Source organism: Pontibacter sp. 13R65, from assembly GCF_047525655.1.
Taxonomy (GTDB): Bacteria; Bacteroidota; Bacteroidia; order Cytophagales; family Hymenobacteraceae; genus Pontibacter.
Window position 1 is genome coordinate 82,639 of record NZ_JBLIQL010000007.1, and the last position, 21,844, is coordinate 104,482.

The 21,844-nt window shown below is 46.8% G+C and carries 15 protein-coding genes; 7 read left to right on the forward strand and 8 right to left on the reverse strand.

The window, feature by feature from the left end; translation table 11 throughout:
- Positions 1-259 precede the first annotated feature (259 nt).
- Positions 260-3,073 carry a carbamoyl-phosphate synthase large subunit gene (gene carB / locus ACMA1I_RS10780; protein WP_337068336.1) on the forward strand — a complete coding sequence of 938 codons (2,814 nt, stop codon included), beginning with the start codon at positions 260-262 and terminating at the stop codon, positions 3,071-3,073.
- Positions 3,074-3,254: 181 nt separating this feature from the next.
- On the opposite strand, the gene ACMA1I_RS10785 is transcribed toward carB, so the two are convergent.
- From ACMA1I_RS10785 to ACMA1I_RS10805, 5 genes are all read right to left on the reverse strand, one after another.
- Positions 3,255-3,827, reverse strand: a complete 573-nt coding sequence (locus tag ACMA1I_RS10785; RefSeq protein WP_337068337.1) for a hypothetical protein — start codon at positions 3,825-3,827, stop codon at positions 3,255-3,257.
- Between the two features lie 18 nt (positions 3,828-3,845).
- Entirely contained in the window at positions 3,846-4,778 is a 933-nt protein-coding gene (locus ACMA1I_RS10790; RefSeq protein ID WP_337068338.1) for a DUF4249 domain-containing protein, read from the reverse strand.
- A gap of 6 nt (positions 4,779-4,784) precedes the next feature.
- Positions 4,785-7,391, reverse strand: a complete 2,607-nt coding sequence (locus tag ACMA1I_RS10795; RefSeq protein ID WP_337068339.1) for a TonB-dependent receptor — start codon at positions 7,389-7,391, stop codon at positions 4,785-4,787.
- Positions 7,392-7,409: 18 nt separating this feature from the next.
- Complete coding sequence (locus ACMA1I_RS10800; RefSeq protein WP_337068340.1) at positions 7,410-8,426, reverse strand: FecR family protein; 1,017 nt, start codon at positions 8,424-8,426, stop codon at positions 7,410-7,412.
- Between the two features lie 356 nt (positions 8,427-8,782).
- On the reverse strand, positions 8,783-9,412 hold the full coding sequence (locus ACMA1I_RS10805; protein WP_337068341.1) for an RNA polymerase sigma-70 factor: 630 nt from the start codon (positions 9,410-9,412) through the stop codon (positions 8,783-8,785).
- 240 nt (positions 9,413-9,652) lie between these two features.
- Here ACMA1I_RS10805 and ACMA1I_RS10810 point away from each other — a divergent pair, with 240 nt between their 5' ends.
- The 4 genes from ACMA1I_RS10810 to ACMA1I_RS10825 all read left to right on the forward strand — a co-directional run bounded on the left by ACMA1I_RS10810 (position 9,653) and on the right by ACMA1I_RS10825 (position 14,812).
- Positions 9,653-10,555: a hypothetical protein gene (locus ACMA1I_RS10810; RefSeq protein WP_337068342.1), complete on the forward strand. Its 903-nt coding sequence runs from the start codon at positions 9,653-9,655 to the stop codon at positions 10,553-10,555.
- Positions 10,556-10,900: 345 nt separating this feature from the next.
- The gene (locus ACMA1I_RS10815; protein ID WP_337068343.1) at positions 10,901-11,176 is read left to right on the forward strand and encodes a DUF4834 family protein; all 276 of its coding nucleotides are present in this window, start codon (positions 10,901-10,903) and stop codon (positions 11,174-11,176) included.
- Between the two features lie 42 nt (positions 11,177-11,218).
- Positions 11,219-13,666, forward strand: coding sequence for a YfhO family protein (locus ACMA1I_RS10820; protein ID WP_337068344.1), 2,448 nt, complete (start codon positions 11,219-11,221; stop codon positions 13,664-13,666).
- A 246-nt stretch (positions 13,667-13,912) separates the two neighbouring features.
- On the forward strand, positions 13,913-14,812 hold the full coding sequence (locus ACMA1I_RS10825) for a 1-aminocyclopropane-1-carboxylate deaminase/D-cysteine desulfhydrase (RefSeq protein WP_337068345.1): 900 nt from the start codon (positions 13,913-13,915) through the stop codon (positions 14,810-14,812).
- 1,140 nt (positions 14,813-15,952) lie between these two features.
- Here ACMA1I_RS10825 and ACMA1I_RS10830 read toward each other — a convergent pair.
- The gene (locus ACMA1I_RS10830; RefSeq protein WP_414703902.1) at positions 15,953-16,606 is read right to left on the reverse strand and encodes a hypothetical protein; all 654 of its coding nucleotides are present in this window, start codon (positions 16,604-16,606) and stop codon (positions 15,953-15,955) included.
- Positions 16,607-17,320: 714 nt separating this feature from the next.
- Between ACMA1I_RS10830 and ACMA1I_RS10835 the strand changes: the two genes are divergently transcribed.
- Positions 17,321-17,956 (forward strand): DUF4230 domain-containing protein, encoded by a 636-nt coding sequence (locus tag ACMA1I_RS10835; RefSeq protein ID WP_337068347.1) that lies wholly within the window; start codon positions 17,321-17,323, stop codon positions 17,954-17,956.
- 39 nt (positions 17,957-17,995) lie between these two features.
- Here the strand turns inward: ACMA1I_RS10835 and ACMA1I_RS10840 are convergent, their stop codons facing one another.
- Both ACMA1I_RS10840 and ACMA1I_RS10845 read right to left on the reverse strand, forming a co-directional pair.
- Positions 17,996-18,298: a PLD nuclease N-terminal domain-containing protein gene (locus ACMA1I_RS10840; RefSeq protein WP_337068348.1), complete on the reverse strand. Its 303-nt coding sequence runs from the start codon at positions 18,296-18,298 to the stop codon at positions 17,996-17,998.
- A 96-nt stretch (positions 18,299-18,394) separates the two neighbouring features.
- Positions 18,395-18,874 carry a regulatory protein RecX gene (locus ACMA1I_RS10845; RefSeq protein WP_337068349.1) on the reverse strand — a complete coding sequence of 160 codons (480 nt, stop codon included), beginning with the start codon at positions 18,872-18,874 and terminating at the stop codon, positions 18,395-18,397.
- 230 nt (positions 18,875-19,104) lie between these two features.
- Between ACMA1I_RS10845 and ACMA1I_RS10850 the strand changes: the two genes are divergently transcribed.
- On the forward strand, positions 19,105-21,708 hold the full coding sequence (locus tag ACMA1I_RS10850) for a DUF5686 and carboxypeptidase regulatory-like domain-containing protein (protein WP_337068350.1): 2,604 nt from the start codon (positions 19,105-19,107) through the stop codon (positions 21,706-21,708).
- The last annotated feature ends 136 nt before the right edge of the window (positions 21,709-21,844 follow it).

Here is a 21,844-nt window from a genome sequence, read left to right on the forward strand (position 1 = left end):
GTTTACTACCTCACAAAGGGGCTATCATAATCAACATCAGTTAGCGCAAAGCCAAAAGCCATTGCGGTTATCCCAGTCAGAAGCAGAAGTAGAATCAAGACCACTCCTGCACCCTGTCCTCAACAAAAAACGCAAAAAAGAGCACTCTAAAATCGTTGATTCTGCTGTCTGAGGGCATATTTAGCAAAAGCTGTGATATTTTTTATTGATTGCCTAAAGATTTTGCACTAACTTTGAGCAATTTATACCTACCAAACACATGCCAAAAGACACCAGTATTAAATCTGTTCTTATTATCGGCTCTGGTCCTATTATCATCGGCCAGGCCTGCGAATTTGATTACTCCGGCTCTCAGGCCGCTCGTTCTCTGCGCGAAGAAGGAATAGAAGTAACACTTATCAATTCCAACCCGGCCACTATCATGACCGATAGTATCACGGCAGATAACGTGTACCTGAAGCCGCTCGAAAAGAAGTATATCATTGATATACTGGAGAAGCACCAGATTGATGCCGTGCTGCCTACTATGGGAGGCCAGACTGCTCTGAACCTAGCCATAGAATGCGAGAACGCGGGTATCTGGAAAAAATATGGCGTCAGAATTATTGGCGTGGACATAAAAGCCATCGAGACCACAGAAGATCGTGAGCAGTTCCGACTTAAAATGCTCGAGCTTGGCGTAAATGTTTGTAAAGGCGAAACAGCCACCTCTTTTCTTGAAGGAAAAGAAATTGCGCAGGAAATCGGCTTTCCGCTTGTAATTCGCCCTTCGTTTACGCTGGGTGGTACAGGAGGCGGCTTCGTAAACACCCCTGAAGAATTTGACGCGGCCCTTACCCGTGGTCTGCATGCCTCCCCAACGCACGAGGTGCTGGTGGAGCAAAGCATTATGGGCTGGAAAGAATACGAGCTCGAGCTGCTCCGCGACAACGTGGGCAACGTGATCATTATTTGCTCCATCGAGAACTTCGACCCAATGGGCGTTCACACCGGCGACTCTATAACAGTAGCGCCTGCCATGACCCTGCCAGACACGGTGTACCAGAAAATGCGCGACCTGGCTATTAAAATGATGAACGGCATCGGTCAGTTTGCCGGCGGCTGTAACGTACAGTTCTCCGTTAGCCCTGCCGACGACACCATCATCGCCATCGAGATTAACCCTCGTGTGTCACGCTCTTCGGCGCTGGCCTCTAAAGCTACTGGTTACCCTATTGCCAAAGTAGCGGCTAAACTGGCTATCGGTTACAACCTCGACGAACTTAAAAACTCTATCACCAAAACCACTTCGGCTTATTTTGAGCCGGCCCTGGACTACGTGATTGTGAAAATACCACGCTGGAACTTCGACAAGTTTAAAGGCGTGAACCGCACCCTGGGTCTGCAGATGAAGAGTGTGGGAGAAGTAATGGGCATTGGCCGTACCTTCCAGGAGGCGCTCCAGAAAGCCTGCCAGAGCTTAGAAATTAAGCGTAACGGCATCGGGGCCGACGGCAAGGAAATGACTGATTACGATCAGCTGATCTACAACCTGCAGAACCCAAGCTGGAACCGCCTGTTCTGCATTAAAGATGCCATGCACGCCGGTATCCCGACCAGCACCATCCAGAAGCTAACCAAAATAGATCCTTGGTTCCTGGAGCAGATAGAGGAGCTGGAAATGATAGAGCGTGAAGTAGGCAAATATACCCTTAAAACCCTGCCGGCAGAGCTGCTGCGCGAGGCAAAGGTAAAAGGCTTCTCCGACCGTCAGCTGGCGCATATCCTGCGTTGCCTCGAGAGCGAAGTGCACAGCCTGCGTACTGAGCTTGGCATTTTGCGAAGCTTTAAAATGGTAGATACCTGTGCCGCTGAGTTTGAGGCTAAAACACCATACTACTACAGTACCTTCGACGGCGAAAACGAAAGCATTGTTTCCGACAAGAAAAAGATTGTAGTACTGGGTTCTGGTCCAAACCGAATCGGACAGGGCATCGAGTTCGACTACAGCTGCGTGCACGGTGTGTTGGCGGCCAAAGAGTGCGGCTACGAAACCATCATGATCAACTGTAACCCCGAAACCGTAAGTACCGACTTCGACATTGCCGATAAGCTGTACTTCGAGCCGGTGTTCTGGGAGCATATTTATGACATTATTCTGCACGAGAAGCCAGAAGGTGTTATTGTGCAGCTCGGTGGCCAAACAGCTCTGAAACTGGCTGAGAAACTGGATCGCTACGGCATCAAAATCATCGGTACCAGCTACAAAGCACTTGACCTGGCCGAAGACAGAGGATCCTTCTCCTCGCTGCTGCGCGATCTGGATATTCCGTATCCTCCGTTTGGTGTAATCGAGTCGGCTGAAGAGGCGCTGGAGCTGTGTAAACAGCTGAAATTCCCGCTGCTGGTTCGCCCAAGCTACGTGTTAGGTGGCCAGAACATGAAAATCGTAATTAACGAGAAGGAGCTGGAAGCACACGTAATCGACCTGCTGAAAGATCATCCGGGTAACAAAGTCCTCCTCGACCACTTCCTCGACAATGCCATAGAAGCAGAAGCCGATGCCATTTCCGATGGTGAGGATGTGCATATTTGCGGTATTATGGAGCACATTGAGCCAGCTGGTATCCACTCCGGCGACTCTTATGCAGTGCTGCCTCCGTTCGACCTTTCTGAAAACGTAATTCAGAAAATAGAGGAGTATACTAAGAAAATTGCCCTGGCACTGAATACAGTTGGTATCATCAACATTCAGTTCGCGATAAAAGACGAGGTGGTGTACATCATCGAAGCTAACCCACGTGCTTCGCGTACCATTCCGTTTATTGCCAAAGCGTACCGCGAGCCGTACATTAACTACGCTACTAAGCTCATGCTGGGCGAGAAGAAGATAAAAGACTTTACCTTTAACCCTTATAAGCATGGGTATGCCATTAAGGTGCCTGTATTCTCTCATAGCAAGTTCCCGGAAGTGAACAAGGAGCTTGGGCCAGAGATGAAATCGACAGGTGAGGCCATTTACTTTATAGACGACCTGCAGGACGATTATTTTGTAAAAGTATACTCCGAGCGAAATCTCTACCTGAGTATGTAAGCAATACCATTTTTTAAAAGCAAAGAGGCTGTTCCACCCGGAGCAGCCTCTTTGCTTTTATCTGAACTCGCACCTGCCGAAGGCCAATTATTCTAATAAAAATGGCCTTCCGAAGGTCTTTAGTGCTTTATAATGTCAGGGCTTTTTAGCGCTGCAAGCAAGAGGAAAGATGATAGAAGTCTTAAAAAGTATAGCCTAATCTAAGCTTCAGGTTAAAGGCGGTTTCTCCATAACTTGCGTCATGCCCATTGTACTTCCTGAAAATGTAGCTGTAGCCAAAACCAACAGCTGTTTCATAAGTAAAATGCCTGCCTATTACTCTTCTAATACCCCAGGTAGGAATAATAGCCACCTGGTTGTGCACTATCCAACTGTCTTTGTTAGAGATAACAAACCAGTCGGGGTGAAAACTGATGGCAGCAGTCAGAAAGTTGGCGCTGTTGTTGGCCGTTCGCTTCCCTTTTTCCGCCCTTTTGCTGATGTTATGGTACCAGCGTGGTTCCAGGTTAAGAACAGGAGTAAGTATAAAGCCCATGTTATCGCGAGCACCACCACCAAAAAGCCCCGCGTCCAGCCCTATTTCTGATCTTAATGCTATTTTGTTTGAAAGTCTGGATTCGTTCTGCGCCCAGATTCCAAGTAAGCCGGTCTGAACACCATAAATTGATTTTTCTACGCTAACATCCTGCGCTTTTGCCAAAGAGGTAAGTCCAACTGCCAAAGCAGCGGTAAGTAAAAATGGTTTTACATTCATGTGTGGAACAAAATACTGTTATAAGTTGAGAATAATTTTGTGTTCGTTGTAAGCTGCCAACAGGCCATAGCCCCCAATAACATTGGTGTGCACAAAGCGGGGCTCCATAATTGCCATCAGGTAATCTTCGGGTTGGTGACCTTTTTCGAGGTGCTCGTAATAGCTTTTGCTGATGCTTCTGCACGTAATGGTTAACTGGTCTGCATAATTTGGGGAGCCGCTGACGTAGTCTTCAAGCTCTACACCAAAAGTGGCCATGTAGGAGCTGCCGCGAAAGCAGGTGCCGGAAAAGTAATAGCTTCCTCTGCCTCTAAACCCGCAAGGGCTTCCTGCCTGCAGCACCTGATCGGTAAAAAAAATCATTCTAAATATTCGCTCGCCTTGGTACATCGGTGTGATGTCAATATTAAAAAACTCACCGATCTCCTCTCTTGCTTTTATCTCAATGCCAAGTTTCCGTGTATACACATTGTTATAAATAGACTTAATTTGCTCCTGGAGCACTACAGAGCCGAGGTCTGGTGGGAAGGGCACTGTTTCCGGTATGGTTTGAACAGACACAAAGCCTTTGGCGGCAACCTGCACAGAGTAAGCCATCCCTGGCACAGGCTTAAAGCCGGAGGGGGAGGCATACATGCCGTTGCCAGTGTCGCGAAGATCTTCTACATGTTTGTCGTTTTCATAAAAAGAAACAGTGGCACCTGTAATTGCCAGATCGGTCCGGTAGTCGCCGGTAACAGGCAAGGTTCTGCTAACCCGCAGGTGCACCACACTGTCCGGCGACAGAAGTCCGTTAACCACTAGCTTATCGCCGAGGTAAGGCAGTTCGTAGTCCAGGTATTTGGAGCAGCCTGTAAAGCCAAGGAGTGCCCCTAAAGCCAGTAGGAGCAAAAGTGCTTTTGGAAGGGCCTTTTTATTTAAATAATTGATGATGAGGTTTTTATTCAGCATGCTAAGTTAGTTAAACCGAAGAGTATAGTTAACAGAAGGTATGAGCGGGAACAGCGAGCGCATTACCAGGCGGTTGCCAACAAATTCAGATTTACCTGAAGAATAGTCGTATTTACCTTTAAATTCGAGGTAGAAAGGGTTGACTTGATTATAGGCATTGTAGACACCGAAGTTCCAGGTGGCGGTGCGTCCGCGTTTTGTCTGTAGCGTATAAGCGGCTCCTACATCGAGGCGATGGTAAGCGGGCATACGGCCATTGTTGCGGCCGGTGTACACCAAAGTCTTACCACCCCATGTGTCTTCCTGTACGGCAACTGGCAAGGTAGCCGGCAGCCCTGACATGTACATCCAGTTAGCGGAAAGGCTCCAAGCGGAGGAAATCTTATAATTGCCTGAAAAGGAAACTACATGCCGCCGATCAAAATTGGCAGGGTACCATTGGTTGTTGTTTATGCTGCTGAAACGCCGGTTGCTCCAGGCAAGGGTGTAGGCAAGCCAGCCGGTAAAGCGGCCTTCGGTGCGGTTGAGGAAGAACTCCAGCCCATAGGCCTCGCCTGTGCCACCGGTTTCTATTTCGTCTTGCCAGCGGCTGTTAAAGGCGCTGTACAACAAGTTAAACCCCTGCCGGTAGTCGATCAGGTTGGTCATGGTTTTGTGGTAGGCCTCCACACTTACCTCTGTCCGTAGCTTGGGGAAGCTTTTGCTGATGCCCGCCGACACCTGACGGGCGGACTGTGGGGCAACAGACCGGGTGGCCGGCACCCAAATATCGTTTGTAAGGCTGATGCCGCTGGTAGTGAGCAGGTGCAGGTACTGTCGCATCTGGCTATAGGCTCCCTTTATGGCGAACTCATGCGGCAACAAAAAGTTAACCGACAGCCGTGGTTCCAGCGAGCTGTAAGTTTTGCCTTCCACCTGAAATGCGGAGCCTCTGAGGCCAGCGTTTAACTTGAGCCAGGTAAATGGTTGGGCTTCGTCTTCAATGTAAACGGCATGTTCCCAGGTGTTGATGGGTCTTTCGACGCCAGTAAGCGTGTCTACATCAATAGCCATAGCATTGGTTTGGAAAGCATGTTGAGTAGTTTCAAGGCCAAACTTGAGCTGGTGGTTGGGAGTAATAAAGTAGTCTAGGCCGTGGCGCATAGTCCAGTCACGAATGGCAGATTGCGTTTCAAAAGAACTGGTTATGCCACCGAATTCGGTTGTAGAAGATTTGTTTTTGGCAGTAAGCCCATTGCGGTACTGCGAGTATGTGAGCACCGACCGGTAAAAAAGCTTCGGGTTCAGCACACGGCTGTAGCGGGCGGTGGCGGTGGTGTTGCCCCAGCCGAGTTTAAAAATATCTTCATCAAGAGAACTGCGCTCTCTTGATCTCCAGGAGTCATCGCCGTTGTAAACGCTCAGAAACAGGCGGCTGCCGTCTTTAAACCGGTGGTTCACTTTGCCATTTACATCGTAGAGCAGGTAGTTGTTGTACGATCGCCTGTTGCCAGCCTGGTAGTTGAGGTAAGAAAGCAACATAAACAGGCTCAGGTAAGAAGCACGACCCGAAAACATAAACGAGGTATTCTCGCTGCCGATAGGGCCTTCTATATTAAAGCGGGAGCTGATGAGGCCGATGCTAGCCTCTGACTTCAGCTCCTTGTTGTTGCCCTCTTTCATGGTCATATCCAGCACTGACGAGAGCCGCCCGCCAAACCGCGCCGGAAATCCACCTTTGTACAGGTCTACTTTGTTTAAAGCATCGGGGTTGAAAATCGAAACAAACCCAAACAAGTGAGATGCATTGTACACAGTAGCCTCATCGAGCAGAACCAGATTTTGGTCCGGGCCGCCTCCGCGCACGAGCAGGCCTGTTGTAGCCTCGTTGCCAATGGAAACTCCCGGTGTAAGTGTGAGTGCTTTTATTATATCGGGCTCGCCTAGTATGGTAGGCACATTTTTAAGCTGTTGTATGGGTATGCTGGTCAGGCCGGTGGGAGCCAGTTGCTGCCCGATTTGTGCTGTTACGGTTACCTCTTGCACGTTGCTGCTGGATGGAGTTAAGGCAAGAGCCAGCGTGGTGTCGGTGTGGTGCAGTTGCAAAGGGAGCAGCCTGGTTTGGTAACCGATGTAGCTAACGGCAACCATAGCCTCTCCTGCGGGTAGCGTAAGGCTGTAAAAGCCATATTGATTGCTGGTAACGCCTTTTTTAGAAGCAAGTTCCTGAATGGTAGCGCCAATTAGCGCCTCGCCGGAGGCGGCATCGGTTACATAACCGCTTATGGTTACTTTTTGTGCAGCTGCCTGGGTTGTTTTGCCCTCTGCCACTGCATATAAAATAATTTTGTTGCCTCTAACCACATAGGCCACCGGTTGCCCCTTAAACAGCTCCGCCAGGTGCGCCTGCAGCGACTGTTTGGTGCGCTGTAGTTTTACCTGCCTTTCTAGGCCAATGCTGTTGCTGTACGAAAAAGTGATACCTCCATGCTGCCCCAACTCCTGCAGTATTTCCTCTACCGAACCTTCTGCTTTCTGCAACTCTACCTGCTTTTGCAATATGGCATCTTGGGCCAGCAGGAGTGGAGTGTGTAGGAGCAGGAATAATAGCAGGAGAGCAGTGGTTTTCAACATTAGAATAAAGTTTAAAAATTAGCAGCCTTTGCCGCTGATCAGGATGGTTGTTTGGCTTCGTTCAACGGTTATGGGTAGTACCAATGCTATTTCTTCCAGTACCTCCTCCAGCGACTGCTGTTCGAAGGTGGAGGTTAGTTCGCATTGTTGCAGGTTGTTGGTGCTAAGTTGCAGCGACACATGGTAGTGTTTGTTTAAATCTTTGAGTACCTGTGGCAGCGGTGTGTTCCGGAAAATTAGTGAGTTTGTTTTCCAGGCTAAAAAGTTTAGGTCCTTTTCAGTGGCTTTGCGCAGGGTGCCGCTTTGATAAGAGCTGCTTTCGCCAGGCAGCATGAGTAATCTTTCCTGCTCATTGCCTGCAGCAAACACGGCAACCTTGCCTGTTACCACGGTTACGGCTACGGTATCAGGGGCAGTAGCATTTATATTGAAAGAGGTGCCTAACACCTGTGTAACCACTGCGCCTGAGGTAACCTCAAATGGTTTATCTGGGTCTTTTGCCACTTCAAAAAAAGCCTCGCCTTTCAGATGCACTTCCCGCTTACCTCCTGTAAAAGCTTTGCTGTAAGTAAGCCGGGCGTTTCTGTTTAGGTAAACTTTAGTGCCATCCGGCAGCAGCAGTTCCTGTTGCCCATTAGTAGCCGTTACAACCAGCTGCTGGTTAAACAGGCGCTGGCGCAAATCGGGGCTGAAGCCAAGTGCAATGCTTAAAACCAGTACAATGCTAGCCGCTACTTTCAGGAGTGGCGTCAGCCAGGCGCGGTCCGGATGGAGCGGCAGCACAGGTGTTTCAACTGGTTGCTGCCTTATTCGGCTGCGTACTTTCTGCCAGTCGCCAGCCGTGTCTATTTGACCTACTGCGCTGCTGTTGGCACTGCTGTTCCAAAGCACGGACAGTTCCTGAAAGTAAGCCTGGTGCGCTGCATCGGCCTGCAGCCACTCCTGCACCAACTGCTTCTCCTCGGCATTGGCTTCGCCAGAGAGAACTCGTATCAGCAGCTCGTGCGGTATATCTAAGTTAGAAGAAATATTCATAAGTAGTATCTATAGCTAAGACAAGTGAAGTTATATTTACACGTATCGGGTTTTAAAATTTATTTTAGACCCTTGAGGGTGCAGGATGGGAAATAGCTCTGGAAGGTCATTTTCATTTGAATAATCTGAGTTTCTATCATAGAATTTTCAACTTTGCTCTTAAATTAAAAGATCAAGGTCTTAGGGAATTAGAACCCTAAGCCACAGAAGAAGAATTCTTATTAAAAAATAAAGTGAAATTGTATAGTTAGTGAGCCGGTTTCCGCGAGTTGAAAACCTGCCATCATGAATAGCCACGGGCTGAAAGTTCGCGGCAGCGGTACTTGCCCAAAAATCTACGATCTAAAATCTAGCATCTAGAGTCTAAAAAGCACAAGGAGCAGCAGAAAGAAGTCGGCCAGTTCTGTGCGCAGTATTTTTAGGGCTTTGCTGATTTGCGTTTCCACGGTTCGCACCGAAAGCTGCAGCTCTTCGGCGATGTGCTTATTTTTTTTGCCATCGAAGCGGCTCATCTCGAAAATTCTGCGGCACTGCTCTGGGAGCTGTTGAATAGCTTGCCCGAGCCGAGCCTCCAGCTCTGCCTGCAGCAGTTGGTCTGTACTATGAGAGGTGGGCGCCAGGTAGAGCATCTGCTGTTGGTGGTCCTGGTGCACAGCCGTTTGTTTTAGCAGGTTCAGGCAGGCATTGTGCACCGACTTATAGAGGTAAGATTTAACAGAGGCAATAGCAGGTAACGCCTCACGTTGTTCGTAGAGTCGTACAAACACATCCTGAACAACCTCCCGGGCTTTGTCTAAATCGCCCAACAGTTTCTGAGAATATAGGCAGAGGGAGGGGTAGTAGGTATGGAATAGCTTTTTAAAAGCAGCCTCTTCTCCAAGCCTGATTTTAATAAGTAATTCCTGTTCTTCCTGCTCCACCTGGTTTCTTCTGTTTGCTCCGAAAACTGCTAAAAGCCAAAAATAGCTATCTAAAGTATATTTCAACGATGCACTATCAGATTAATTCTGTCTTTCTGCTTGCCTGCTGCTGCTGTATTGCATAATTTTGCCTCATTATTAGCCGGTTAGGAAGAAAGAAGAGCTTTTGTAGGGAAATGATCTTAGGCCTGTGTTTAGGCTAAGCTTAGGGGACTAAATGTGCTGCTATACCTCTCTTTAAAGACTTCGTTTACGTAGTTCAACCTCTTTTATCAGAAATTTACAATGCGATTTAAATTTGCAAAAATGCAAAAGGCATGGCTGCTCGTGCTTGTTTGTTTGGCTGCTGGCTGCACAGCGCCACGGTCTATTATAAACTCGGGCAAAGTAACAGCGCCCGGGCAGTTTAAAGCCGGTATTAACTTTGGCGGCAACATTGCCACAGAGCCTATCAGTCAACTAAAAGATATTACAGAGGCGGCTGTAGATGCTATTCGTACCCGCGACTCCGTGTTTTACGATGCCCAGATCGATGTAGCCTCCAAGTCTATGATGGCCTATGCCTTAGATCCGGTAGGGCCAACGTTCGACTTTTATTTGCGCTACGGGCTGGTGGAACGTGTAGACGTAGGCTATAAATATGCCTCGGGTGTGCATGTGTTTGATGCCATGTACCAGTTTATGGGCTCCACAGGTACCATCGATAACCCTGGTGTGGGTAGCGAGAACAGGTGGTACGGCAGCTTTGGGTTGCAATATGCCGGGCAAAGTTCGGGCATACTCGATGCTATTTTTCTGGATAAGCTCCAGCCTGTGCTGCAGTTTACAGCCAGACGCAGAGACCTTACCGTGCCCCTTATTTTCAGCAAGTCTTTTGGGCCGGAAGAGGAAAGAGGGAATGTGTCGTTTGGTGTAGTGTACAGCCACACCTTCATTAATTATGGTTTCGACCCGAGCGGCGTTTACGAGAGAATTGGGCGCGATGCGGTAAAAGTGCCGGCATTTTCAGGCAAGAACAGTTTCCCTTCTTTCGGTGTGTTCCTGAATGCCAAGTTAGGCTTTAAATATGTGTACGTGCTTCCGGCGCTGAGCATTTATTATCAAAACTACGGCACCTATCAGGTCCTGAACGGCAAAAGTCATAGCTACTCCGGCCTCACCCTCATTCCTTCGCTCGGAGTGCAGGCTAGCTTTGGGAAGGGGAGGTAAGAGCCCGAAGTTAAAATTTAAGTTTTGGCTGCAAGAGTCAGCACCACCTCTCTATCAGAAGCCCTTACCTATAGCAGGTGGGGCTTTTTTGTTGCTGACTCGCCGTTTCCTGCCTAACTGGAACTATACATTTCCGGAAGTCCTTTATAAAAGACCTGTTATCTTTGTCAAAAAGATTTTTCAGTCGAAATGGCAGGCAATAACGTTTTGGCAAGAGAGTTGTATAACTAAAACAGCAAGATACAAGTCTTTTCAGGCTAGGCTGGCAATTTTAGTCAGGGCGCAACATTTTGGAAACACAGGCAGCCGCGGTTTTTGCATCAAGGCGGCCTATTACTATACACCATGATCAAGTTCATATTCGTCACTATTCTCATTCTTTTCTTCATCAGGCTGGTTGCGCCTGTATTGTTCCGTTGGCTGTTGCAGGCTTTCGTGAAAAAGCAGATGCGCAATGGCACCTTCTTCTACACCAACACGCAACAGCAGCAGCCACCGCAGGAGCGACACAATGGGCAGGCCAAAACTGAAGGAAACGTAAAGATCGATTACATTCCCGAAAACCAGAACAAGAAGGGTTTTGACGGTGGACAATACGTGGATTATGAAGAAGTAAAATAAAAATCCTATCTTTCAAGCTCTATTTTGAGGTTCTTGAACGATATGATGGCTTCTATTAACTTTAAGCGCGATGTGTTACCACATGCCATCGCCATTCTCATTTTCTTCATTTTAACGGCTGTTTATTTCTCGCCTGTTCTCTTCGACGATAAAAGCGTAGCGCAGCACGACATCCTGCAGTCGAAAGGGGGTTCTAAAGAAATTCAGGATTACCGGGCCCGAACCGGCGAAGAAACCCTCTGGACTAACTCCATGTTCGGAGGCATGCCTTCTTACCTCATTAACACGCATTACACCGGCGACCTCTCCGGCTACATTCATAAAATCCTAACGTTTGATATGCCGGCTATGGCCGCCAATATCTTTATAACGCTACTCTGCGCCTATATTCTCATGGTGATGCTGGGGCTCAATGTGTGGCTGTCGGTGGTGGGAGCTATTGCTTTTGCGTTTACGTCTTATAATATCATCATTCTTGAGGCGGGGCACAACACCAAGTCGCTTACCATTGCTTATATACCCATGGTACTGGGTGGCATGCTGTATGCGCTACGCCGCAACCTCTGGATCGGGGCAGCTGTTTTTGCGCTTGGCCTAACCCTAAACATCCACTTTAACCACCTGCAGATGACGTACTACATGCTGCTGATGGTGCTTGTGTTTATAGTAGTGGAAATTGTATACGCTATTAAAGAAGGGACTATTGTAGACCTGGTAAAGCGCGGACTGGTGTTAGGAGTTGCCACATTGTTGGCCGTAGGCGTAAACTTTGGCAGGTTATATACTACCGCCGAATACAGCCAGCACAGCATCAGGGGCAAATCGGAGTTGTCGGTGGCGAATAGTGGCGACAAAACATCCAGCGGCCTCGACCGTGAATACGCATTTAACTGGAGCTATGGCGTAAGCGAAACCATGACACTGCTCATCCCGAACTTCTACGGCGGCAGTTCTTCCTCCTCTCTCGACTCCGACTCCGAAACATACCAAGCCTTTACCCGCATGGGCGTGCCGCCAGGGCAGGCTGCACAGATTGTGCAACAAGGCATGCCAATGTACTGGGGAGCCCAGCCCATGACAAGCGGCCCCGTTTATGTCGGAGCCATTATTTGCTTTCTGTTTGTGCTGGGGCTATTTATAGTAAACACCCGTGCCCGCATCTGGTTGCTCACTGCCACCTTGCTTTCGTTTATGCTGGCCTGGGGTAAGAACTTCGAAGCTTTCAACTACTTGATGTTCGACTACTTTCCGGGTTACAATAAGTTTAGAGCAGTGTCGTCGGCTTTAGTGATTGCGCAAATCACAATTCCACTGCTGGGCATGCTGGCGCTCTACAAAGTTTTCCGCGACAAAGATGTGGTGCGCGACCTGGATAGAAAGGTGCTGTATGCAGTTGGCATAACGGCTGGTATCTGTTTGCTGGTATGGTTGCTGGCAGGTACTTTCGGCTTTGTTGGCACCGTAGATCAGCAACTGCTGCAAGCGCAATACCCTGTAGATGCCATTCGGGCCGACCGTGAAAGCCTGATGCGCAGCGATGCCTTCCGCTCTATGGCATTTATCTTGCTGGCAGCGGCCCTACTATATTTCTACCTCAAAAATAAAATAACTGCCACTCTCGCTATTGCCGGAGTGGGCGTGCTGGTGCTAGTCGACCTCTGGAGCGTAGATAAACGCTACCTGAACGAAGCGGATTTTCAGAAACGTGCCGTAGAAAATTACTTTCAGCCAACGCAGGCTGATAAAATGATTCTGCAGGACAAAGACCCGCACTACCGCGTGTTTTACCTGCCAAACCCTTTCAACGATGCCCGAACCTCGTGGTTCCATAAATCAGTTGGTGGTTACCATGGAGCTAAAATGCGCCGCTATCAGGATGTAATAGATCGCCACATTTCGCAGAATAACCTCGATGTGCTCCGTATGCTGAACACGCGCTACGTTATTACAGGCAACGAGCAGCAGCCGGTACAGCGCCTGCCAGGAGCCTTAGGCAACGCCTGGTTTGTAGAGAAGGTAGAAAAAGTAAATAACCCTGACGAAGAAATTGAAGCCTTGAACGGCTTGGATGCCAGTATGACCGCTATTGTGGACGTCTCGAAGTTTGAAGTGCCGCAAACGGAATTTAACAGCGAAGGCTCCACCATTAAACTAACCGAATATGAACCCAATTACCTGAAATACGAAGCCAATGCAGCCGAGGCGGGTTTTGCGGTATTCTCAGAAATTTATTACGCCGATGGCTGGAAAGCTTTTATAGACGGTAACCCGGTGGAGCATGTAAGGGCCAACTATATTCTCAGAGCCATGCCTGTATCCGCCGGCAAGCATACTATCGAATTTAGGTTTGAGCCAAGGTCCTATGAAGTTGGCAATGCTGTATCGCTGATCTCGTCGTTTTTACTCTTAATTATTTTGGTTAGTGCCGCCATTTACGGAGCCCGCACCAGACCTGCAGTAAAACCGGTCATGCAGAAAGAGATCGTATAAAGCTGGCGAAGTCATTAGCAATGCTAAGCCAAGGCTTTCTAATGATTAAAAGACCTCTGGAAGGGCATTTTCATTAGAATAATTTCACAATAAGCCTTTGACAGAATTATTTTTAATATAGAAGCCCCAGCAATTGCCGGGGCTTCTGCGTTTTCAGGTAAATTAAAAAGCTTCATACTCACATTAATGCTTTCTTCTGTAATTTTATAATCCAGTAACTACAACCTCTTTTACAGCATCTAATAAATGGAAGCCCCGCTACAACAGCTACATCACCCTTTGCTAAAAGAGCAAAACCTGGAGCTTTGGATAAAGCGCGAAGATTTGCTGCACCCTGCTATATCGGGGAATAAGTGGCGGAAGCTGAAGTACAACCTGCAGGAGGCGAAGCGGCAACAGAAGAGCACACTTCTTACCTTCGGAGGAGCCTACTCAAACCACATAGCGGCTGTGGCGGCGGCAGGCGAGGAGTTCGGCTTCAGGACCATCGGCATTATTCGGGGCATAGAGCACTTGCCCCTGAACCCAACTTTGCATTTGGCAGCCGCGCAAGGCATGGAACTGCATTATGTGGCGCGGGAGGTATACCGCCGGAAAAGCGAAGCTGACTTTTTGCAGGCGCTCTCGCAGCAGTTTCAGGAGCCCTACATACTACCGGAAGGTGGCACCAACAGCCTTGCCGTTAAAGGCTGTACTGAAATTATAACCGATATAGCATTAGAGTACGACTACCTCTGCTGCGCTAGCGGCACAGGTGGTACGCTGGCCGGGCTCATTGCGGGTTTAGAGGGGGAGAAGCAGGTGCTGGGTTTCCCGGCGCTAAAGGGTGGTGATTTTCTGCAGCAGGAAATAGAGGAACTCATACGGAACTACAACGGCAAACAATACTTCAACTGGCAACTGATCACCGACTACCACTTCGGCGGTTACGCCAAAGTGAAGCCGGAGCTGCTTGCGTTTATGCAGGAGTTTACGAAGCAGCATCAAGTGCCGCTGGATCCAGTGTATACCGGTAAAATGATGTTCGGTGTTTTCGATCTGCTCCGCAAAGGCTACTTTGCCAGCGGTAGCCGCCTTGTGGCGGTGCATACCGGCGGACTCCAAGGCAAGGCCGGTTTCAGGGAGCGACTGGGGCTGAAGGTGTAGGTATCTTTTGTAGCTTAATTTTAAAATAATGATAGGCTCCCGCTCCTCCAAACGTTATAAATATTGGTAACAGAGGTATTATATGTCTACTATCCCAATCTTCCGATGTAGCAGAAACTATGGCTGCCTGTAATACAAATACAGTAATAAAAGCCTTGGACGGATTCTTACTATTAACAAAGAACCATGCTGTAAAAAAATAGAGAGGATAAATAATACTAATGATACTTATATTATGAATTGCTGAATAGTAAGGTTTGACATATAATATATATATTGAAAGTTTTAAGAAAGAAATTTTAATGAAGAATATGGAGTTCTGAATTATAAAATAAATGATCCGAAGTATAGGTGAGTTGTTCTCTTCCGGAAACCTTATTCCGTTTGTAGTTACAGAAAAAATATCCGCTACATAAATAACTTCTCCTCTTGCGTATGTCTCGACTATCTGAAATGTAGTGAGTAAATATCTATCAAGAACAATAACAAAAATAATAGAAATTAATGTAGCCATACTACACGTTAAGGTTTTGTGATGCTTAAAAAATAGCCGTAGTGATGGCAAATACATGTTAAGACCCCAAGTAAAATAATAAAACCATTTGGTCGCAATAAAGTTGGTAAAAGGCTAAGTGCAATAGCTACAATATAGCTTATTGTATTCCTGTTTTTAGTTAAACTGTTAAACTATACAGTACAAAAATTGTGAAGCTAGTAAATAGTAATTCTGTAAATATGTAGGAATTCAAATATTGTATATCTTTCTAAAGAATAAATATAGTTGTTGAAACATATGCCATCAATTTATTATTGTTCGTCAATTGCTTTACTGTGTGATAAAGAGCTATACAAGCCATCCCCGAAATTAATAATTGAAATAGCATAGTTACCTTTAAACCTGCGGCAGCCTTAATCGAGAACATTAAAATAATTATATATAATATATATCTATTTTCTTGCCTCATATCAAAACAGCCTGTTTCAGCTACTCTAGTAGCATAAGGTATATATCTGAAAATACTGTCAGGAACTAATTTTACACCTTGGTCAAGAAAGAAAATTAGTTGAACGGCGAGCCATAGAATTATTAGGCTGGAAGATATTGCCAGTGGAGATAGCTTTTTAAACGTTAAATGGAGACTATATATCTTTTGTAGCATTCGTGAAGCGGAAGTACGAATTAAATCCAATAGAAGCAAAAATAAAAACAAAGGGGAGGATTGGGACTATGAAACGATTATCCCAGTCTACGGCAACTGCAATTGCCATAACAGTCTGCAATACTATCACAACTGATAAAAAGAGATATTTAGGATTTAAGCGAGTCTTCCAGAACCCATATATGGCGGCTACATACACAGGTACAAAAAACAGAATAATACAAGCATTATGTGAAAATGAATAGTAAGGCCTAATTTGCGCCCAAAAAAGTAAGAAGCGCATCAGTATTAATTTGAAGTAATTAAATGGTTGATTAAAAAAGACAGTCAGCATTTGCCTAAAAACAGATTGAGATTCTATTAATGGTGGTGCTTCAATTGGAATAGTAAATGCGTTATATCCTTGCAAAACCTGCCCTTGTAGCAAATATTGAAGAGGAGAATAAACTTCAAAAGCTTCTGTAGCACCATATCCCAAAATGGCTAGAACCATAGCTAAGGGAAACAGAAGCTGATTTATAGTAAGTCTTAAATTGCTTTTTTTAATTATATAAACTGCACAGCTTATAATAGCCCCAAGAACTAAAAAAAATCCATTAGGCCGCAAGAAGACTGATACAATCAAAATAATCATAAGGAGAGGCAATGTTCTTATATGCCAGAACCTGGTAGTCAACAAATATAGAATAATGATTGTAATACTTACATAAAGGGATTCTGTATGAATATATAGGTTCCACATATGTAATTCAGGCCATAAGATAAATAGGCTGGAGCAGATAAATGCTGTTATTCTATTTGCAGTTAAATTGATAATGGTTTTGTAGAAGCAAATTAGAGCTATAGCTGATGTAATAGTCTGAAATATAATTACAGCGTAAATAGGCAGAGTCAGGACGTGCAGAAAAATGTAAAGGATGACAGAGTAGCTTGCGTAAAATATACTGTCTGATAAGTGCCAAAGAGGTGTTCCCAATTTTATAGAATTGGCATATGCAATATATCTGTGGCTGTCATGAACAACTCTAATTCCATATTCATGAAAAAGCCCTAGATTAACAATAATCCATGCCAAGTTTAAAAGGAGGATAGGCTTTTTAAGTATGAAAGAAATGATACTTAAATGAATTTTCTTTGTCAATCTAAGTGATACTTTAACTGTACTTGTAAAAGTAAAAATATTTTAAATATAAAGGTCTGCCTTAGTCTTAAGACGATTACTTATATAAGTTACTCATGATAGAACTACAGCTAATCACAAAAGAGCGGCTAGGGGTAGAGCCTCGAACTATCAAAAGTAGTACAATAGTTGTAGATACAGAAGCAAAACCATAACCAAACTAAATAAATGCCTCTTTTCAGACTGTTTTTAAAGCTGCTGCCATGGCTTCTTATCGGTACTGTCGGGTTTTACATCTGGGCTAACTTTAAAGATTTTTCCTTCTTTGGCAAAGCTGATGACAAACCAGAAGTAATCGTAAACTACAACACTATACTTACTACTGTAGAAGAACTAGGCCGGATGGAGTTGGTGCGTTATAACTTTAAAGATGTGGTGGAGTACGAGAAAAATGCTTCACGGTGGGTGCCTAACTCCAAAGTGGTGCTTATAGTGGCTGGCGAAGCAGTGGGATGTGTCGATTTTACGAAAATGGGTCCCGAAGATATACAGTTTCAGGGCGATACGCTGGTGCAGGTGAGTTTGCCTGCTCCTGAAATCTGCTACTACAAAATAGACCACTCCAAAACTAAAGTCTTCTCCAAAGAATATACCTACTTTCAGGATGCGGACCTGGTGCAGGAAAGCTACCGCTATGCTGAAAAAAACGTGGAGCAGGCTGCTCTTAACTCCGGCATACTACAGCAGACAAAAGTAAACGCCGAAAAGGTGCTGAAGCCCATTCTAGAGGAAATAACTGGCCGAAAAGTGGTGCTGGTGCCACAGCGAGCCATCCAAAACCCGCAGGCTGCTCCAAAGAGGTAAGCTAACCGTAGGCTCAGTGCAGGCCTAAGAAACAGAAGGTTAAGAATTAACTGCGTTCACTTTTTGTCCTCTTCCGATTAAAAGGTACAAGAGTGCTCCTAAAACTGGTAAAAAGATAATAACAACTGCCCATACCAACTTGTTAGTCTGGTTCTTAAAATCACTTTTGAGCAGGTCTACCAGAGCCCACAGCCAAAGCATAGCCGGTATACCCATAAAAAATAGGATGAGCAGGAGCTCAGGCCCACCTAAGCGAACAAGAAGAAGCGCGTTTAAAATCATGATACACCGGATTTCATTGTATTCAATATACTTGAAGACATAAGGTAAGCAAAAAGACATATTTAGTTAGACTCAAGACTTTTTTCATTACAACAGGTCGAGTAAATTTTATCATGACCATGCAAAAAGTGTCTTCAAGTTTTGTCACAATAAAAGCTACTCCAGCCCTTTCAGCGCATCATTCACAAGGTCATTTTCATAGCCTTTGCTCATAAGGAAGTAAGCCAGCTTCTGGCGGCGCAGGAAAGGGTTCTTCTCTTTCTCGGTGCTGTTTTTCTTTTCCAGCAGCTGGTGCAGGTTCTGTTCGTACTGCTCCGGATCTATTTCCTTGAGCCCTTGTTTAATGCAATAGTCGGAGATACCTTTTGCTTTTAGCCCTTGCATAATTTTTCGGCGGCCCCACTTTTTGAGGCCGTATTTGCCCCGCACAAAAGCCTGCGCATAGCGTTCCTCATCGAGCAGCTTTTCCTGGCTTAGGCGCACGATCAGTTCCTCCACTTCGTCGGGCGAAAGGCCGTAGCTGTAGAGCTTAGTCCGTACTTCCTGCTGGGTGCGCTCCTGGTAGGCACAATAGGCGGCTGCTTTAATAAGGGCCTGTTTGGGTGTATAGCTTTTCTTTCTGTTCTCGTTTTCCAAATTTTGAGTCGCGTTTGGTCGTTCAAATATAAACAAGCTGCACCAGAATAGAGTTCTGAAGTGCAGGACCGCCAATTTTAAAGCTATAATCAACAGAACCAGAAAGTGTGGCACCTATAGCCGGGGCTGTAAACAAATTAGCTGGTTTAAGAGTAGAGATTTATCAATTCTGGCAGGATATTTACGGGAGGTACCTAAATATTTGCCTTAGTACCCAAAATCTGAAGTGCATGCGTACCCTTTGCTTAGCTATTTTTATCTTATGCTTCCCAGTTATTTCTTTGGCTGCTATCGTACACGGGCGCGTAACCGACGAGAGCGGGCAAGGACTGCCTTACGCGAGCATCTACATCCACGAAACGGCCAGCGGCACCGGCACCAACGAAAACGGCGATTTTCAATTGCAGCTTAGCCCCGGCACCTACACCATTGAGTTTAAGTATGTGGGCTACAAAGCCAGCAGGCAAACGGTAACCCTCACCGAAGAGAAGCAACTCCTGAATGTGCAACTGGAGCCGGAGGTGCTCAGCCTGAACGAGGTGGTAGTACGTGCCGCCGATGAAGACCCGGCTTATCCAATCATGCGCAATGCCATCAGGTTACGCAAATATCACCTCAACGAAACAAACGCCTGGAGTGCCCGCGTGTATATGAAAACTATGGGCCGCATGGAGAAAGTGCCTGCCAAAATTCTGGGTGTGAAGCTGGTCGATATCGATACCGGTATTGTGTATTTATCGGAATCGGTATCGGAGCTGCATTTTAAGAAGCCGAACAAGATAAACGAGCGCATGATCTCCAGCAAGGTGAGCGGCCAGAAAAAAGGATTCAGCTTTAACCAGGCCTCTGAAATGAACATCAGCTTTTACGAAAACCTGCTGAAAGTGGAAGGGCTAAACGAACGCGGTTTTGTATCGCCGCTGGCTAACAATGCCATGTTCTATTACCAGTATGAGTATCTGGGCGCTTTTGAGGAAAACGGGCTCACCATCAACAAAATAAAAGTAACGCCACGGCGCAAAAACGACCCCGCCTTTGCAGGCAGCATCTATATTGTAGATGGCACCTGGCGCATCCACAGCACCGACCTGCGGCTCTCTAAAAACTCCGGCATCGAATTCATAGATTATTTGCGGGTGCGGCAGGTGTATGCGCCGGTGCAGGAGCATGTGTGGATGCCGGTTTCGCAGCGTTTTACGTTTGAGGCCTCCGGGCTTGGCTTTAAAGGCAGTGGCTATGCTACGGGCGTGTACTCGAACTACAGAGTGCAGCCAGCCTACAGCAAGCCGCCGGTGCTGGCCGAGGTGCTGCCAGAGCCCGAAGCAGCCCCTCTTGCCGATGCTGCCCCTGCCCGGCGCCAGCGGAAACCAAAAGTTGTGCTGGTAGAGCCGCAGGAAGCCATCCCCCAGGAGCAGCAGCCCATACACGAAGAAGGATTGTTTAGTAAGGAGGTGCTGTTTGTGGAGCTGGATGCCAATAAGCGCGATGCCGATTACTGGGCCACTGTGAGGCCGGTACCGCTCACGCAGGAGGAGGAGCAGGATTACCAGGTAAAAGACAGCCTACAGGTAATAAAAGAGTCTAAGCCTTACCAGGACTCGCTGGACCGGGTGCGCAACGAGTTCTCGCTAGCCAAGCTTTTTCTGCGTGGCTACACCTACTCCAATACCTACCGACGCATCAGCTATAATTTTGATCCGCTGGTAGCCGTAACCGGTGGCCCCAGTATGCTGCAGTTTAATACTGTAGAGGGGCTGGTGGCCGATGTAAGGATGGCTTATACCAGAACGATGGAGGATCGCCGCCGCTACGAAATAGAGCCGGCTGTGCGCTATGGTTTCTCCAACGAAAAGCTAAATGCCAAACTGCGGATGAGTTATAGGTTCGACCCAGTGCCCTACAGCAACATTAGCCTGGAAGGTGGCCGCTACGTGCAGGATATTAATAACGTGAACGCTATTTCGCCTTTTGTAAACACGCTGTACACGCTCCTGGCACAACGCAATTACATGAAGCTTTACCAGCGCGACTTTGCCACCCTCAGCTACGGCTCTGAACTGCTAAACGGACTGCGCCTGAACATGACCCTGGACTACGCGCACCGCATGCCGCTGCAGAACACAACTGATTTTAGTTTCAGGAAAAGTACCAACGAAGATGGGAACAGCCGTTTTACATCTAATGTGCCGGTGAATGCCGAAATAGCCGATGCTGCTTTTACGCCGCATCAGGCGCTCACAGCTTCTTTTAATGTGAGCTATAAGCCGGGCATGCGCTACATTTCTCGTCCTAACCAAAAGATAAACCTGGGCTCTAAATGGCCATGGTTAAGCTTTGGTTACCGCACAGGTCTGAAGGCGCTGGGTGGCGATGTGCAGTACCACACCGCCGCTTTTCGGGTAAGCGATTATGTAAGCCTGGGGCTGTTTGGGTCGAGCAACTACAGTTTTACTGCCGGCACCTTTTGGGGCAAAGAGAACATGCAGCTCATGGACTTTAAACACTTTAACGGCAATCGCACCATTTTTGCGGGCGTGTACACCGGGTTCCAACTCCTCGACTATTACCGCTACAGCACCAGCAACAAGTACCTGGAGGGGCATTTTGAGCACCATTTCGACGGCTTTTTGTTCAACAAGATTCCGCTGTTCCGCAAATTAAAGTGGCAGGAAGTGGTGAGCCTGAACTACCTGAACACCGTAGCCTCCGGAAATTACCTGGAGCTTGGGCTTGGCATAGAGCATATCTTTAAAGTAGTGCGGGTAGACTTTGTAACTTCTTTTCAGGAAGGAAACAAAGCCCGCACCGGTTTGATGATCGGGCTAGGTTTTTAGATTGCCTGTTGCTGCTTCTTAGTGATATAGAGAATGAAGCAGGCAGTGAAAGGTATCAGCCTAATATGTTATGCACGGGCCACTTGCTTTATTATCCTGTTAATCTGTTACATAAAATTCTGCTAATAAAATTGCC

Excerpts from the sequence above, each read along its gene's own strand:
- carB (WP_337068336.1), top strand. The coding sequence starts at position 260 with ATGCCAAAAGACACCAGTATTAAATCTGTTCTTATTATCGGCTCTGGT.
- ACMA1I_RS10785 (WP_337068337.1), bottom strand. The coding sequence starts at position 3,827 with ATGAATGTAAAACCATTTTTACTTACCGCTGCTTTGGCAGTTGGACTT.
- ACMA1I_RS10790 (WP_337068338.1), bottom strand. The coding sequence starts at position 4,778 with ATGCTGAATAAAAACCTCATCATCAATTATTTAAATAAAAAGGCCCTT.
- ACMA1I_RS10795 (WP_337068339.1), bottom strand. The coding sequence starts at position 7,391 with ATGTTGAAAACCACTGCTCTCCTGCTATTATTCCTGCTCCTACACACT.
- ACMA1I_RS10800 (WP_337068340.1), bottom strand. The coding sequence starts at position 8,426 with ATGAATATTTCTTCTAACTTAGATATACCGCACGAGCTGCTGATACGA.
- ACMA1I_RS10810 (WP_337068342.1), top strand. The coding sequence starts at position 9,653 with ATGCAAAAGGCATGGCTGCTCGTGCTTGTTTGTTTGGCTGCTGGCTGC.
- ACMA1I_RS10815 (WP_337068343.1), top strand. The coding sequence starts at position 10,901 with ATGATCAAGTTCATATTCGTCACTATTCTCATTCTTTTCTTCATCAGG.
- ACMA1I_RS10820 (WP_337068344.1), top strand. The coding sequence starts at position 11,219 with ATGATGGCTTCTATTAACTTTAAGCGCGATGTGTTACCACATGCCATC.
- ACMA1I_RS10825 (WP_337068345.1), top strand. The coding sequence starts at position 13,913 with ATGGAAGCCCCGCTACAACAGCTACATCACCCTTTGCTAAAAGAGCAA.
- ACMA1I_RS10830 (WP_414703902.1), bottom strand. The coding sequence starts at position 16,606 with ATGATTATTTTGATTGTATCAGTCTTCTTGCGGCCTAATGGATTTTTT.
- ACMA1I_RS10835 (WP_337068347.1), top strand. The coding sequence starts at position 17,321 with ATGCCTCTTTTCAGACTGTTTTTAAAGCTGCTGCCATGGCTTCTTATC.
- ACMA1I_RS10840 (WP_337068348.1), bottom strand. The coding sequence starts at position 18,298 with ATGTCTTTTTGCTTACCTTATGTCTTCAAGTATATTGAATACAATGAA.
- ACMA1I_RS10850 (WP_337068350.1), top strand. The coding sequence starts at position 19,105 with ATGCGTACCCTTTGCTTAGCTATTTTTATCTTATGCTTCCCAGTTATT.